Origin of the sequence: Sporosarcina sp. FSL W7-1349 (assembly GCF_038003045.1) — a bacterium.
Taxonomy (GTDB): Bacteria; Bacillota; Bacilli; order Bacillales_A; family Planococcaceae; genus Sporosarcina.
The window spans coordinates 562,846-577,188 of record NZ_JBBOOK010000002.1 but is presented as its reverse complement, the minus strand read 5'-3'; the positions used below and the strand labels follow the sequence as shown (position 1 = coordinate 577,188).

Below are 14,343 nucleotides of genomic sequence, written 5' to 3'. Positions count from 1 at the left end.
GCGGTTCAATGATTGGACCGTAGTACACACACGGAGGGAGGTTCCGACATGGGCCGCAGCTTGAAAAAAGGACCTTTTGTTGACGATCACCTAATGAAAAAGGTGGAAGTACAAAAGGATTCAGAGAAAAAACAGGTAATCAAAACTTGGTCTCGCCGTTCAACAATCTTCCCGTCGTTCATCGGAATGACGATTGCTGTATACGACGGTCGTAAGCACGTACCTGTTTATGTGACTGAAGATATGGTAGGTCATAAACTAGGTGAATTCGCACCGACGCGCACATACAAAGGACATGGCGCCGACGATAAGAAAACAAGACGTTAATTGAGAGGAGGTTATTTCGATGCAACAAGCAAAAGCTACTGCCCGCACAGTCCGTATTGCTCCTCGCAAAGTCCGTATGGTCGTTGATCTTATCCGGGGCAAAAAAGTCGGTGAAGCTGTCGCGATTCTACGCCTGACGCCAAAAGCGGCATCTCCGGTTGTAGAGAAGGTATTGAATTCAGCTCTAGCAAACGCTGAACACAACTATGAAATGGATGTCGAAAACCTAGTAGTTAGCGAAATCTTCGTTGACGAAGGTCCGACAATGAAACGTTTCCGTCCACGCGCACAAGGTCGTGCAAGTGCGATCAACAAACGTACGAGCCACATCACTGTAGTGGTATCAGAAAAGAAGGAGGGATAATTCGTGGGTCAAAAAGTACATCCTAACGGGTTGCGGGTCGGTATCATCCGTGACTGGGAGTCAAAATGGTACGCAGAAAAAGACTATGCGACTCTTTTACACGAAGACTTGAAAATCCGTGACTTTATCGAAAAACGTCTTGTAGACGCTTCTGTTTCTAAAGTGGAGATCGAGCGTGCTGCAAAACGCGTTAATATTACAATTCACACTGCGAAGCCAGGTATGGTAATCGGAAAAGGTGGCTCCGAAGTCGAAGCACTTCGTAAAAGCCTGAACGAATTGACTGGCAAGCGTGTACACATCAACATCGTTGAAATCAAACGCGCTGACCTTGATGCGAAATTGGTTGCAGAATCAATTGCACGTCAATTGGAAAGCCGTGTATCATTCCGTCGTGCACAGAAACAAGCGATCCAACGCACAATCCGTGCTGGCGCGAAAGGAATCAAAACACAAGTATCCGGACGTCTTGGCGGTGCTGACATCGCACGTGCGGAACACTACAGTGAAGGTACTGTTCCACTCCATACGCTTCGTGCAGATATCGACTATGCGCACGCAGAAGCAGACACAACTTACGGTAAACTAGGTGTCAAAGTATGGATTTACCGTGGAGAAGTCCTTCCAGTGAAGAAGAACTCTGAGGAAGGAGGCAACTAATATGTTAATGCCTAAACGCGTTAAATATCGTCGTGTATTCCGTGGAAAAATGCGCGGAACTACAAAAGGCGGAGCATCAGTTCAGTTCGGTGAATACGGTCTGCAATCATTGGAATCTTCTTGGATTACAAACCGTCAAATCGAATCTGCACGTATCGCCATGACACGTTACATGAAACGTGGCGGTAAAGTTTGGATCAACATCTTCCCGCATAAACCATATACCAAAAAGCCTCTTGAAGTCCGGATGGGTTCCGGTAAAGGTGCTGTTGAAGGTTGGGTAGCGGTTGTTAAACCTGGCCGTGTAATGTTTGAAATCGCAGGTGTTTCAGAAGAAGTTGCACGTGAAGCGCTTCGCCTGGCATCTCACAAACTTCCTGTCAAATGTAAGTTTGTAAAACGTGAAGAAATTGGTGGTGAATCTAATGAAAGCTAAAGAAATCCGTGACTTGACAACTGCAGAGATCGAGCAAAAAGTGAAATCACTGAAAGAAGAGCTTTTCAACCTTCGCTTCCAATTAGCGACAGGACAATTAGAAAACACTGCACGCATCCGGGAAGTCCGCAAATCCATTGCGCGCATGAAAACCGTAATACGTCAAAGAGAAATCAGTGCAAATAACTGATGAAGGAGGTTGCAGCCATGACTGAGCGTAACCAGCGCAAAGTATATACAGGCCGTGTCGTATCCGACAAAATGGATAAAACAGTTACTGTAATGGTCGAAACGCAAAAGAAGCACTCTTTATACGGCAAGCGTGTAAAGTATTCTAAAAAGTTCAAGGCCCATGATGAATTGAACGAAGCGAAAATCGGAGACATCGTCCGCATTATGGAAACTCGTCCATTATCGGCGACAAAGCGTTTCCGTGTAACGGAAATCGTCGAGAAAGCGATCATCATCTAAATTACGTTCGGAGATTTAAATCCGAGAGGAGGGTACCTCAATGATCCAACAGGAAAGTCGTATGAAAGTTGCCGACAACTCAGGCGCTCGTGAAGTTCTCACAATCAAAGTACTAGGCGGAACAGGCCGTAAGATTGCAAATATCGGTGATGTTGTCGTATGTACAGTGAAGAAAGCTACACCAGGCGGCGTTGTCAAGAAAGGCGACATCGTAAAGGCAGTTATCGTTCGCACAAAAAGCGGAGTTCGTCGTAAAGACGGTTCCTACATCACGTTTGACGAGAACGCATGCGTTATCATCCGTGACGACAAGAGCCCGCGTGGAACTCGTATTTTCGGACCAGTTGCTCGTGAACTGCGCGACAGCAACTTCATGAAAATCATTTCACTCGCTCCAGAAGTTCTTTAATCCCATGAGAGTGCCAATCAAGGAGGTGCGACAGAATGCATGTTAAAAAAGGTGATAAAGTGATGGTCATCACTGGTAAAGACAAAGGTAAAACCGGTGTGATTCTTGCTGCTTTCCCTAAAAAGGACCGTGTGCTTGTTGAAGGTGTGAACATCATCAAAAAACATACGAAACCGAATCAAGAAAATCCTCAAGGTGGAATCATCAGCCAAGAGGCGACGATCCATGTATCGAACGTCATGGTCATCGATCCTAAAACAGGCGAGCCAAGTCGGGTAGGATACAAGTTCGAAGATGGCAAAAAAGTTCGTGTTGCTAAAAAATCCGGTGAATCACTGGATAAATAAGCGACAAGATGAAAGGAGGTCCAATAGATGAGCCGTTTAAAAGAAAAGTTCAATACAGAGATCACACCTGCTCTCATGAGCAAGTTTGACTATACATCCGTAATGCAAGTACCAAAAGTGGACAAAATCGTCATTAACATGGGTGTTGGTGATGCGGTCCAAAACGCTAAAGCACTTGATGCGGCAGTGGAAGATTTGACAATCATCTCCGGTCAAAAGCCGGTCATCACAAAAGCGAAGAAATCGATCGCTGGATTCCGTCTTCGTGAAGGAATGCCAATCGGAGCGAAAGTTACATTACGCGGTGAGCGTATGTACGAATTCCTCGATAAGCTGATCTCAATTTCCCTACCGCGTGTACGTGACTTCCGTGGTGTTTCCAAGAAAGCATTCGATGGTCGCGGAAACTACACACTTGGTGTGAAAGAACAACTTATTTTCCCTGAAATCGACTACGATAAAGTTTCTAAAATTCGCGGTATGGATATCGTCATCGTTACGACTGCAAACTCAGACGAAGAAGCTCGTGAGCTCTTGACGCAGTTCGGCATGCCGTTCCAAAAGTAAACTAAGAGGGAGGCGAAAACGTGGCTAAAAAATCAATGATCGCTAAACAACAACGTACGCCAAAGTTCAAAGTGCAAGAGTACACACGCTGTGAGCGCTGTGGCCGTCCGCACTCTGTCTATCGTAAATTCAAACTTTGCCGTATTTGTTTCCGTGAACTAGCATACAAGGGACAAATTCCAGGCGTTAAAAAAGCTAGCTGGTAATCCCCTAAATTTGGGAAGGAGGTAAATGGAATGACAATGAGTGATCCGATCGCAGATATGCTTACACGCATTCGTAACGCGAACATGGTTCGTCACGAGAAGCTTGAAGTACCTGCTTCTAACATGAAAAAAGAAATCGCAGAAATCTTGAAACGTGAAGGTTTCGTCCGCGATGTTGAATACGTGGAAGATAGCAAACAAGGCATCATCCGCATTTTCCTTAAATATGGTCAAGACAACGAGCGTGTCATCACTGGTCTAAAACGTATTTCGAAACCAGGTCTTCGTGTCTATGCGAAATCGAACGAAGTGCCAAAAGTTTTGAACGGCTTAGGCATCGCCCTCGTTTCCACATCACACGGCGTGTTGACTGACAAAGAAGCGCGCGCGAAACAAGTAGGCGGAGAAGTAGTAGCATACGTCTGGTAATCCGCAACAAATGAATGGAGGTGCAATGGAATGTCCCGTATTGGCAATAAGCCGATTGAGGTACCTGAAGGCGTGACAGTCACTATCGCTGATAACAACTTCGTCACTGTCAAAGGACCGAAAGGCGAACTTACAAACACATTTAATTCGGATATTAAAATCGAGCAGGAAGGCAACGTGATCACGTTAACACGTCCTACTGATTCCAAAGAACACCGTTCCATCCACGGAACAACACGTTCTCTTCTTGACAACATGGTAACAGGTGTTTCAAAAGGATTCGAACGTTCATTGGAATTGATCGGGGTCGGGTATCGTGCTCAGCTTCAAGGAAAGAAACTAGTCTTGAACGTCGGTTACTCACATCCAGTTGAGTTCACACCAGAAGATGGCGTCGAAGTCGAAGTTCCTTCCAACACGAAAGTCATCGTTCGCGGTATCAACAAAGAACGCGTTGGTGCACTTGCATCGAACATCCGTCAAGTACGTCCACCAGAGCCATACAAAGGCAAAGGGATTCGCTACGAAGGCGAACACGTACGTCGTAAAGAAGGTAAAACAGGTAAATAATGCCGCTTAAAGGCATCCGGAAGGAGTGACCACGATGATTACGAAACAAGACAAAAACGCAGTGCGTAAAAAACGTCATAGCCGTGTCCGTACGAAAATCAGCGGAACTGCAGCTCGTCCACGTTTGAACGTTTTCCGTTCCAACAAGCACATCTATGCGCAATTGATCGACGACGTCAACTCAGTGACAATTGCAAGTGCTTCAACAATGGATAAAGAGTTTGCCGGCGAATCGAAATCAGACACTGCGGCAGCAGCCAAAGTGGGCGAAATGATCGCGAAAAAAGCGACTGAAAAAGATGTGAAAACAGTTGTTTTCGACCGTGGCGGATACTTATTTCACGGCCGTGTAAAGGCTCTTGCGGACGCAGCTCGTGAAAACGGTCTGGAATTTTAATTAAGAAGGAGGGACATATTTCATGCGTCGTAATGATCAAAATAAAAGTGAATTCGAAGAGCGCGTAGTTACGATTAACCGTGTAGCTAAAGTTGTGAAAGGTGGACGTCGTTTCCGCTTCACTGCTCTTGTCGTAGTCGGAGATAAAAACGGACGTGTCGGTTTCGGTACTGGGAAAGCACAAGAAGTTCCAGATGCAATCCGTAAAGCAATCGAAGATGCGAAAAAGAATTTGGTTGTCGTACCGATGGTCAAAGGAACTACTCCACACGAAGTAATCGGTCGCTTTGGTGCAGGACAAATCCTCATCAAACCAGCTGCACCGGGTACTGGAGTTATCGCAGGTGGACCTGTCCGTGCGGTACTTGAACTTGCAGGTATCACAGATATCCTTTCAAAATCCCTCGGATCCAGCACGCCGATCAACATGGTCCGTGCAACAGTAGCAGGATTGAAAGAATTGAAACGCGCTGAGGAAGTAGCCAAACTACGCGGTAAATCTGTAGAAGAACTGCTAGGTTAAGGGGGGAAACACAATGGCGAACAAACTTGAAATCACCCTTACAAAAAGCGTAATCGGCTCGAAGCCGGCACAACGCAAAACAGTCGAAGCACTTGGACTACGCAAACTGAACCAAACAGTGGAGCACGAGGATAACGTCGCAATCCGCGGCATGATCAACAGAGTGAATCACTTGGTCACAGTCAAAGAACAATAATTCCTATCTTGAAATAAGGAGGTGCCAAAAAGATGAAACTACACGAAATGAAACCAGCCGAAGGTGCTCGTAAACAACGCAAACGTGTTGGACGCGGAACAGGGTCGGGTCACGGTAAAACATCTGGTCGCGGTCATGACGGTCAAAATTCACGTTCCGGCGGTGGCGTGCGTCTAGGGTTCGAAGGTGGACAAATCCCACTTTTCCAACGTCTGCCTAAACGTGGGTTCACAAACATCAATCGCAAGGAATATGCGATCGTTAATCTTGATACTTTGAATCGCTTTGACGAAGGTGCGGAAGTGACTCCAGAGCTTTTGATCGAATCAGGCATCGTGAGCAACGCCAAATCTGGGATTAAGATTCTTGGAAACGGAACTCTTGAGAAAAAGATCACTGTCAAAGCTCACAAATTCTCCGCTTCTGCAAAAGAGGCCATTGAGAAAGCGGGCGGGCAAACCGAGGTGATTTAATGTTTCAGACGATCTCCAACTTCATGCGTGTTAGAGATATCCGGTCTAAAATCATTTTCACACTGCTTATGCTCATCGTTTTCCGTCTCGGGACATTCATTCCCGTACCGAACGTTGATGCAACTGCTTTACAACAGGAAACAAACCAATTTATTGGGTTACTAAACACTTTTGGCGGTGGCGCGTTAGCGCAATTCTCCATCTTTGCGATGGGAATCATGCCATACATTACGGCATCCATCATTGTGCAGCTTTTGCAAATGGATGTTGTGCCGAAATTCACTGAATGGGCGAAGCAAGGGGATGTCGGAAGACGGAAACTTGCGCAGTTCACACGGTATTTCACTATAATCCTTGCGTTTATCCAAGCGATTGCCATGTCTTTCGGTTTCAACCGGATGTATGATGGCAAGCTGATCATAAGCGAAGGTGTTTCGACATATGTGGTTATCGCGATCGTATTGACGGCAGGAACTGCATTTCTTCTATGGCTGGGCGAGCAAATTACGGCGAAAGGTGTCGGAAATGGGATTTCCATTATCATCTTTGCTGGGATTGTGTCGGCTATCCCGAATGCAGTCAACCAACTTTACGCAACTCAGATCCAGGATGCGGGCGATGCGCTATTCATCAAACTGGCGATCATGCTCCTATTGCTCCTTGTGATCATAGCGGTAATTGTCGGAGTCATTTACGTCCAAGAAGCCTTGCGTAAAATTCCGATCCAATATGCGAAGCGTGTCACAGGACGCGGCCAAACGACGGCTGGCCAACAGACACATTTACCATTGAAATTAAATGCTGCAGGGGTCATTCCCGTGATCTTTGCTGTGGCGTTTTTCATAACACCACAATCGATTGCTGCATTTTTTGAACCGAACAGTGTGACAGCGTTCATCATGAACACGTTCGATTACGAGAAGCCATTAGGTTTGGTCTTCTATGTTGCATTGATCCTCGCGTTCACGTATTTCTATGCGTTCATCCAGGTGAACCCGGAAAACATTGCAGACAATCTGAAAAAACAGGGCGCATATATCCCGGGCATCCGTCCAGGGAAGAACACGCAGGACTACTTGACCAGCACGCTGTACCGACTTACGTTTGTCGGTGCGATCTTCCTGGCGACCGTTGCCGTCATGCCGATTTTCTTCATCAAGTTCGCAAATCTCCCGTCTGCCATGCAAATTGGCGGAACAAGTTTGCTCATCGTCGTCGGGGTTGCTCTGGAAACGATGAAACAACTGGAGTCGCAGCTCGTGAAGCGGCATTACAAAGGGTTTATCAAATAATGTCCACTGGAAACACCCGGTGGCATGAGGAGGGCAAGGCGTATGAATATCGTATTAATGGGTCTGCCTGGAGCCGGTAAAGGAACACAGGCGGACGGTATTGTCGAAAAGTACGGAATCCCTCATATTTCTACAGGCGATATGTTCCGTGCTGCTATCCAAGAAGGCACGGAACTTGGAGTCAAAGCGAAGTCGTTCATGGATCAGGGTGCTCTTGTTCCTGATGAAGTGACTATCGGAATTGTACGTGAACGATTAAGCAAATCCGATTGCGATCAAGGTTTTCTACTCGATGGTTTCCCGCGGACTGTACCACAAGCGGAAGCGCTCGACGCGCTGCTTGCTGATATGGGTCGCAAAATCGAGCATGTTCTCAACATCCAAGTAGAGAAAGATGAATTGGTCGCAAGACTGACAGGTCGTCGCATCTGCAAAGTGTGCGGTACTTCTTATCATTTGCAATTCAACCCTCCGAAAGTCGAAGGGAAATGTGATAAAGACGGCGGCGAACTCTATCAGCGTGCGGATGACAATCCGGAAACTGTTACGAACCGTCTGGAAGTAAATATGAATCAGACGGCACCGCTTCTAGCTTATTATGAAGCTGCAGGTGTGCTGTCGAACATCGATGGGCAACAGGACATCAAGGACGTTTTCAATGACCTGGACGCAGTATTGAAAAAAGCGAGCGTTCAGTGATCCTTTCCGGGCACAGAGTGTCATTGCAGGTTTTCACTGTGTCAGCTGCACGGAAGGGACATTACAACGAGCTGCAAAAGCATATGGTGCCCGGTATAGGAACTGGTCGGAGTTCAGTGGGTATGCCGTTCTGGAGCACACCGAATGCATTTTCCTGCATGTGCATGTATAATGTGTTTTGTGGAAAGAACTGTATAACACAATGAAAACTCATCCACGGCCACTTGGTTATCTGCCATCAACCTTGATGCGGATACCAATTTGTGAGCCAGGAGCGGCCAGCGGGAAACGAAATGTGACAGACGTCTTTCGAACATCATTCATGCACTCCGGACATATGTTGTAGGATGCTGAAAAGCGACCGAGGCCGCTCGATGGTGAGAACCTTTATTGTATATAGAAGGGAGACAGGATTGATGGCGAAAGACGATGTAATTGAAGTTGAAGGAACCGTAGTCGAAACGTTGCCTAACGCGATGTTTAAAGTGGAGCTGGAAAACGGCCACACGATTCTTGCGCATGTATCCGGTAAGATTCGTATGCACTTTATTCGCATCCTGCCTGGCGACAGAGTGACGATGGAACTTTCGCCTTACGATTTGACACGTGGTCGTATCACATACCGTTTCAAGTAAACTTTTGCACTCCGGACTATTGAAGGAGGTTGGGTAAGATGAAAGTAAGGCCATCTGTAAAACCGATCTGTGAGAAATGTAAAATCATCCGCAGACGCGGCCGAGTCATGGTAATCTGTGAAAATCCAAAACATAAACAACGACAAGGTTAATTCAAAAGGAGGTGCACACTGTATATGGCACGTATTGCTGGAGTAGACGTTCCGCGCGATAAGCGCGTTGTCATTTCATTGACTTACATTTACGGTATTGGTAAAACAACTGCACAAAAAGTGTTGGCGGGAGCCGGCGTTTCTGAAGAAACACGCGTTCGCGACTTGACTGATGCAGAACTTGATAAAATTCGTGAGCAAATCGACAGCTTGAAAGTCGAAGGGGACCTTCGCCGTGAAACTTCCCTCAACATCAAACGTTTGATGGAGATCGGTAGCTTCCGTGGAATCCGTCACCGTCGCGGCTTGCCGGTTCGCGGTCAAAACACGAAAAACAACGCACGTACACGTAAAGGTCCAAAACGGACAGTTGCTAACAAGAAAAAATAATAAGTAAAGGAGGGTTCTTCTTAACATGGCACGTAAACAACAAACTCGTAAACGTCGTGTGAAAAAGAATATCGAATCTGGAATCGCGCATATTCGTTCGACGTTCAACAATACAATTGTAACTATTACTGACATGCAAGGAAATGCACTTTCATGGTCCAGTGCGGGTGCACTAGGTTTCAGAGGTTCCCGTAAATCGACTCCGTTCGCTGCTCAAATGGCTGCAGAAACAGCTGCAAGAGCTTCCATGGAACACGGACTTAAAACGTTGGAAGTAACTGTTAAAGGGCCAGGTGCTGGTCGTGAAGCGGCAATCCGTTCACTTCAAGCAGCAGGTATCGAAGTTACTGCAATCCGTGACGTTACTCCAGTTCCGCATAACGGATGTCGCCCACCAAAACGCCGCCGTGTATAATGGCTTTTATTCCATTTGATTGAGAAACACAATTTTTGCCAATACTAGAATTGTGCGATTGCAATTTGCCGTCTGTGAAAATCGATTTCAATATGGAACGGCCTATACATTCGACGTTTTGAAGGAGGGTAAATGAATGATCGAAATTGAGAAACCGAAGATTGAAACAGTTATGATCAGTGAAGATGCCAAGTTCGGTAAATTCGTTATCGAACCGTTGGAGCGTGGGTACGGAAACACGTTAGGAAACTCCTTGCGCCGCATCCTTCTTTCCTCATTACCAGGGGCTGCCGTAACGTCTATTCAAATCGATGGGGTCCTTCACGAATTCTCGACAATTGAAGGTGTCATGGAAGACGTTGCCACCATCATTTTGAATGTGAAGAAACTGGCTCTCAAAATCTATTCGGACGAAGAGAAAGTGATTGAAATAGATGTTAAAGGGGAAGGGACGGTCACTGCTGCTGACATTACGCATGATAGTGATGTGGAAGTACTGAATCCGGAACTTCATATTGCGACCCTCGGTAAAAACGGACATCTGCGCATGCGCATGTATGCCATCCGTGGGAGAGGCTATGCACCTTCCGATCAGAACAAACGTGAGGATCTTGCGATTGGTGTTATTCCGATCGACTCTATTTACACTCCAGTTTCACGCGTCAACTTCCAGGTGGAAAACACTCGTGTCGGTCAAATGACAAACTTCGATAAGTTGACACTTGATATATGGACAGATGGCAGCATCGGTCCAAAAGAAGCGGTTTCGCTCGGGGCAAAGATCCTGACAGAGCATTTGAATATTTTTGTCGGCATGACAGATGAAGCACAAACTGCTGAAATCATGGTGGAAAAAGAAGAAAACCAGAAAGAGAAAGTCCTTGAGATGACGATCGAGGAATTGGATCTTTCCGTCCGTTCTTATAACTGCCTGAAACGTGCAGGCATCAATACCGTCCTCGAACTTGCCAACAAGACCGAAGACGAAATGATGAAAGTGCGCAATCTTGGCCGCAAATCACTAGAAGAAGTCAAAGCAAAACTAGACGAGCTGAATCTTGAGTTGCGTACTGAAGATTGAGCGATCATATAGATTGAAGGAGGGAAACTTCGATGGCATACAGAAAATTGGGTCGTACAAGCTCACAACGTAAAGCGATGCTTCGCGATCTTGCTACAGATTTGATTGTACATGAACGGATTCAAACGACAGAAGCACGTGCGAAAGAAGTGCGTTCCGTTGTTGAAAAAATGATCACGCTTGGAAAACGCGGTGACTTGCATGCACGCCGTCAAGCTGCACAATTTATCCGTCGTGAACTTGTCACAACTGAAGATGCAGAAGGCAACGAACAAGAAGTGTTTGCACTTCAAAAACTATTTGACAACGTAGCACCTCGCTATGCAGAGCGTCAAGGCGGCTACACTCGTATCCTGAAAATGGGACCTCGTCGTGGAGACGGCGCACCTGTTGTGGTAATCGAGCTTGTCTAATTTCATGCAGCTAGCATGAACTGAAACTTACGGCAACTGCCGAAGGTTTTCGGATCGGATCCTTTTGGATTCGTTCCACTTTCAAAAAGGGTGTGTCTGACTTGTGCAGAGCCACACCCTTTTTGAAAATAAATCTCCATTTATACGACAATTTGAAAAGCTGAGTGTTATGATCAGCGGCGGAGCTATTGCCGACTGGTCTAGCTCTACGCACCTCATCCGCTGGGTCGGATTGAGCACCCGGCACCAGTCATAGATCTGTGCGCATTTCTTCGGATGAGGTGCGCGCTTTTTTTTATTGCTTAGAAAACTATAAACTTTCTACAAGCTATAAATTAGTTTCTAAGTTGAGGAAATTATGTCTTAGGCGCCCTACGCTTTTGTTAATCGGAGGTGGTTGATGATGAAGGAAATTCTGTCCATGGACCAAGTGAGCTTTTCCTATCACGTGGAAGGCGAAGAAGCGAGAAAAGCGGTCGATCAGGTGTCCTTCACGGTCAAAGAGGGAGAATGGATCGCCATTGTTGGTCATAATGGATCGGGCAAGTCCACTCTCGCCAAATTGATGATCGGATTGCTCTTTCCGAGTGAGGGACAAGTCAATCTGTTCCTGGAACGGTTGACGGAAGAGAACTTATGGGAACTCCGTTCGCGGATGGGGATTGTCTTTCAGAATCCGGACAACCAGTTTGTCGGTTCGACCGTGCAAGATGATGTAGCATTCGCCTTGGAGAACAACGGAGTCCCTTTTGAAGATATGGTGGCCCGTGTGCACGAATCGCTGGAAAAAGTGAAGATGGCCGATTTCCTTGATCATGAACCGCATCATTTATCAGGGGGACAGAAACAACGGGTGGCCATTGCCGGCGCGCTTGCCTTGCGTCCGGAACTTCTCATTTTAGACGAGGCGACATCGATGCTAGATCCCCAAGGGCGGGATGAGGTCATTCGGGTTGTCAGCGAACTGAAACAGGAAACGGGACTGACGGTCATCTCGATCACCCATGACTTGGAAGAAGTGCTGCTCGCGGATCGGATCATTGTCATGAACCGAGGCAATATGCTGAAGGTCGGCACCCCGGAAGAAATTTTCGCAGACGGGAAGGAACTCGAGAAGATCGGACTGGATTTACCGTTCGCTTTGAAGGTGTCCGGATTGTTGCGGGAGGCAGGGTTGCCGCTAGATGGCGAGCATATGACGGAAGAAGAGTTGGTGAATGAATTATGGACATCTCACTTCAGCAAGTAGGGTATTTGTACGGGAAGGACACGCCGTTCGAGAAGCGGGCTTTGCAAGACGTGAACGCGACAATCGCCTCGGGTTCCTATACGGCGATTATCGGACATACGGGATCCGGGAAATCGACATTGCTCATGCATCTGAATGGCTTGCTCAAGCCGTCTGAAGGGGCCGTGCAGATTGGCACAGCGAAAATTTCCGCCGGGACCAAGGCGAAGGGATTGAAGGACATTCGGCGCAATGTTGGGATTGTCTTTCAATTTCCGGAGCATCAGCTTTTTGAAGAGACCGTGGAAAAGGATATCATGTTCGGCCCGATGAATTTCGGCGTCCCTGAAGAGGAAGCGCGGAGACGGGCACATGAATTGATCAAGCTGCTCGGCCTTCCTCCCGAGGTTGCCCAGAAGTCCCCGTTCGACCTTTCCGGCGGCCAGATGCGCCGTGTCGCCATTGCGGGTGTCCTGGCCTTCAATCCATCGATCCTCGTCTTGGACGAACCGACGGCGGGCCTGGATCCCCGGGGGCGCAAGGAGATCATGGATCTTTTTTACCGTCTGCATAAGGAGAAGAACCTGACGACGGTCCTTGTCACCCACAGCATGGAGGATGCAGCCCGTTACGCCGATCATGTGATTATCATGCACGGAGGACGGTCCGTCATGGACGGAACACCGGAAGAAGTGTTCAGCGATGCAGAGAAATTGGGTGCCTACCGGCTCGGTGTTCCGCGTTCGGTCAAATTTCAGCGGGATATCGAGAAGTTGATCGGCCGGCCGCTGCCTGGATTGGCATTGACGGAAGAACAGCTGGCCGCGGCGATTGCTGCCGCTGCAAAGGAAGGTGGCCGCTAATGCTCGAGAAGATGATTTTCGGCCGCTATATCCCGGGGGATTCGTTTGTCCATCGATTGGATCCCCGTTCGAAACTATTATTCGTCTTTTTATTCATCATTGCCGTCTTTTTGGCGAATAATGTCGCAACGTATGCGATATTGTTGGGCTTCACGTTATTGACCATTTTCAGTTCCCGGATCCGTCTTTATTTCCTGATCAATGGGTTGAAGCCGATCATTTTTCTGATCATCTTCACGATGCTCATGCACATCTTTTTCACGAAGGACGGCGCCTTGCTGTTCGATTGGAAATTCATCAAAGTGTATGAGGAAGGGCTGCGGCAGGGGATTTTCATCTCTATCCGATTCCTCGTCCTTGTCTTGATGACATCGGTCTTGACGCTGACGACATCCCCGATTTCCATAACGGACGGGATGGAGGATTTATTGGGGCCGTTCAAGCGGTTGAAGTTGCCGGTCCATGAGTTGGCCCTCATGATGTCCATTTCGCTCCGGTTCATCCCGACCTTGATGGACGAGACCGATAAGATCTTGAAAGCGCAGTTGGCCCGCGGATCCGATATCAGCACGGGTTCTCTCAAAGAGCGGGTTCGTGCGGTCATTCCATTGCTCGTACCGCTCTTCGTCAGTGCCTTCAAGAGGGCGGAGGATCTGGCGGTCGCGATGGAGGTACGAGGTTACCGCGGAGGCGAGGGAAGGACGCGCTACCGTCAGTTGCATTGGCATTGGCGGGATACGGTCACGATGGCTCTCCTCGTCGTCCTTGGCGTGATCCTCGTGCTGTTCAGATCGTAAGGA

General features: G+C 47.5%; 27 protein-coding genes. All 27 read left to right on the top strand.

The features are described from left to right. Window positions 1-48: 48 nt before the first annotated feature. Window positions 49-327 carry a 30S ribosomal protein S19 gene (gene rpsS, locus MKY41_RS16825; protein WP_340746164.1) on the top strand — a complete coding sequence of 93 codons (279 nt, stop codon included), beginning with the start codon at window positions 49-51 and terminating at the stop codon, window positions 325-327. Between the two features lie 19 nt (window positions 328-346). Next, window positions 347-691, top strand: coding sequence for a 50S ribosomal protein L22 (gene rplV / locus MKY41_RS16820; protein WP_340746163.1), 345 nt, complete (start codon window positions 347-349; stop codon window positions 689-691). Window positions 692-694: 3 nt separating this feature from the next. After that, window positions 695-1,351 carry a 30S ribosomal protein S3 gene (rpsC, locus tag MKY41_RS16815; protein WP_041071992.1) on the top strand — a complete coding sequence of 219 codons (657 nt, stop codon included), beginning with the start codon at window positions 695-697 and terminating at the stop codon, window positions 1,349-1,351. A gap of 1 nt (window position 1,352) precedes the next feature. Further along, window positions 1,353-1,787 (top strand): 50S ribosomal protein L16, encoded by a 435-nt coding sequence (gene rplP, locus MKY41_RS16810; protein ID WP_041071990.1) that lies wholly within the window; start codon window positions 1,353-1,355, stop codon window positions 1,785-1,787. Beyond that, a complete protein-coding gene (gene rpmC / locus MKY41_RS16805) occupies window positions 1,777-1,977 on the top strand; it encodes a 50S ribosomal protein L29 (RefSeq protein ID WP_009499049.1) in 201 nt (66 codons plus the stop codon). Before rplP ends, rpmC begins: the two co-directional genes overlap by 11 nt. Window positions 1,978-1,994: 17 nt before the next feature. Beyond that, a complete protein-coding gene (gene rpsQ / locus MKY41_RS16800) occupies window positions 1,995-2,258 on the top strand; it encodes a 30S ribosomal protein S17 (protein WP_041071986.1) in 264 nt (87 codons plus the stop codon). A gap of 40 nt (window positions 2,259-2,298) precedes the next feature. Then, the gene (gene rplN / locus MKY41_RS16795) at window positions 2,299-2,667 is read left to right on the top strand and encodes a 50S ribosomal protein L14 (protein WP_041071984.1); all 369 of its coding nucleotides are present in this window, start codon (window positions 2,299-2,301) and stop codon (window positions 2,665-2,667) included. 35 nt (window positions 2,668-2,702) lie between these two features. Further along, window positions 2,703-3,014 (top strand): 50S ribosomal protein L24, encoded by a 312-nt coding sequence (gene rplX, locus MKY41_RS16790; protein WP_041071982.1) that lies wholly within the window; start codon window positions 2,703-2,705, stop codon window positions 3,012-3,014. 27 nt (window positions 3,015-3,041) lie between these two features. Beyond that, window positions 3,042-3,581 (top strand): 50S ribosomal protein L5, encoded by a 540-nt coding sequence (gene rplE / locus MKY41_RS16785; protein WP_041071981.1) that lies wholly within the window; start codon window positions 3,042-3,044, stop codon window positions 3,579-3,581. A gap of 20 nt (window positions 3,582-3,601) precedes the next feature. Continuing rightward, the gene (gene rpsN / locus MKY41_RS16780; RefSeq protein WP_007085277.1) at window positions 3,602-3,787 is read left to right on the top strand and encodes a 30S ribosomal protein S14; all 186 of its coding nucleotides are present in this window, start codon (window positions 3,602-3,604) and stop codon (window positions 3,785-3,787) included. A 30-nt stretch (window positions 3,788-3,817) separates the two neighbouring features. Further along, window positions 3,818-4,216 carry a 30S ribosomal protein S8 gene (gene rpsH, locus MKY41_RS16775; RefSeq protein WP_340746162.1) on the top strand — a complete coding sequence of 133 codons (399 nt, stop codon included), beginning with the start codon at window positions 3,818-3,820 and terminating at the stop codon, window positions 4,214-4,216. 30 nt (window positions 4,217-4,246) lie between these two features. Continuing rightward, window positions 4,247-4,786 carry a 50S ribosomal protein L6 gene (gene rplF, locus MKY41_RS16770; RefSeq protein WP_340746161.1) on the top strand — a complete coding sequence of 180 codons (540 nt, stop codon included), beginning with the start codon at window positions 4,247-4,249 and terminating at the stop codon, window positions 4,784-4,786. Window positions 4,787-4,820: 34 nt separating this feature from the next. Further along, a complete protein-coding gene (gene rplR, locus MKY41_RS16765; RefSeq protein WP_340746160.1) occupies window positions 4,821-5,183 on the top strand; it encodes a 50S ribosomal protein L18 in 363 nt (120 codons plus the stop codon). Between the two features lie 22 nt (window positions 5,184-5,205). Beyond that, complete coding sequence (gene rpsE / locus MKY41_RS16760; RefSeq protein WP_340746159.1) at window positions 5,206-5,706, top strand: 30S ribosomal protein S5; 501 nt, start codon at window positions 5,206-5,208, stop codon at window positions 5,704-5,706. Window positions 5,707-5,719: 13 nt separating this feature from the next. After that, a complete protein-coding gene (gene rpmD, locus MKY41_RS16755; protein ID WP_340746158.1) occupies window positions 5,720-5,902 on the top strand; it encodes a 50S ribosomal protein L30 in 183 nt (60 codons plus the stop codon). 32 nt (window positions 5,903-5,934) lie between these two features. After that, a complete protein-coding gene (gene rplO, locus MKY41_RS16750; protein ID WP_041071970.1) occupies window positions 5,935-6,375 on the top strand; it encodes a 50S ribosomal protein L15 in 441 nt (146 codons plus the stop codon). Further along, window positions 6,375-7,667 (top strand): preprotein translocase subunit SecY, encoded by a 1,293-nt coding sequence (secY, locus tag MKY41_RS16745; RefSeq protein WP_340746157.1) that lies wholly within the window; start codon window positions 6,375-6,377, stop codon window positions 7,665-7,667. Before rplO ends, secY begins: the two co-directional genes overlap by 1 nt. A gap of 42 nt (window positions 7,668-7,709) precedes the next feature. Further along, entirely contained in the window at window positions 7,710-8,366 is a 657-nt protein-coding gene (locus tag MKY41_RS16740; RefSeq protein ID WP_041071966.1) for an adenylate kinase, read from the top strand. A 416-nt stretch (window positions 8,367-8,782) separates the two neighbouring features. Beyond that, window positions 8,783-9,001 (top strand): translation initiation factor IF-1, encoded by a 219-nt coding sequence (gene infA, locus MKY41_RS16735; RefSeq protein ID WP_041071954.1) that lies wholly within the window; start codon window positions 8,783-8,785, stop codon window positions 8,999-9,001. Window positions 9,002-9,039: 38 nt separating this feature from the next. Next, a complete protein-coding gene (gene rpmJ, locus MKY41_RS16730; protein ID WP_084212378.1) occupies window positions 9,040-9,153 on the top strand; it encodes a 50S ribosomal protein L36 in 114 nt (37 codons plus the stop codon). Window positions 9,154-9,177: 24 nt separating this feature from the next. Then, entirely contained in the window at window positions 9,178-9,543 is a 366-nt protein-coding gene (gene rpsM, locus MKY41_RS16725; protein WP_041071951.1) for a 30S ribosomal protein S13, read from the top strand. A gap of 25 nt (window positions 9,544-9,568) precedes the next feature. Beyond that, entirely contained in the window at window positions 9,569-9,958 is a 390-nt protein-coding gene (gene rpsK, locus MKY41_RS16720; protein ID WP_041071949.1) for a 30S ribosomal protein S11, read from the top strand. Window positions 9,959-10,094: 136 nt separating this feature from the next. Beyond that, entirely contained in the window at window positions 10,095-11,039 is a 945-nt protein-coding gene (locus MKY41_RS16715) for a DNA-directed RNA polymerase subunit alpha (protein WP_041071947.1), read from the top strand. 32 nt (window positions 11,040-11,071) lie between these two features. Next, on the top strand, window positions 11,072-11,452 hold the full coding sequence (gene rplQ / locus MKY41_RS16710; RefSeq protein ID WP_041071945.1) for a 50S ribosomal protein L17: 381 nt from the start codon (window positions 11,072-11,074) through the stop codon (window positions 11,450-11,452). Window positions 11,453-11,855: 403 nt separating this feature from the next. After that, complete coding sequence (locus tag MKY41_RS16705) at window positions 11,856-12,701, top strand: energy-coupling factor ABC transporter ATP-binding protein (RefSeq protein ID WP_340746478.1); 846 nt, start codon at window positions 11,856-11,858, stop codon at window positions 12,699-12,701. Then, a complete protein-coding gene (locus MKY41_RS16700) occupies window positions 12,677-13,543 on the top strand; it encodes an energy-coupling factor ABC transporter ATP-binding protein (protein ID WP_340746156.1) in 867 nt (288 codons plus the stop codon). The genes MKY41_RS16705 and MKY41_RS16700 overlap by 25 nt, the downstream gene beginning before the upstream one ends. Next, complete coding sequence (locus MKY41_RS16695) at window positions 13,543-14,340, top strand: energy-coupling factor transporter transmembrane component T family protein (protein ID WP_041071943.1); 798 nt, start codon at window positions 13,543-13,545, stop codon at window positions 14,338-14,340. The genes MKY41_RS16700 and MKY41_RS16695 overlap by 1 nt, the downstream gene beginning before the upstream one ends. The last annotated feature ends 3 nt before the right edge of the window (window positions 14,341-14,343 follow it).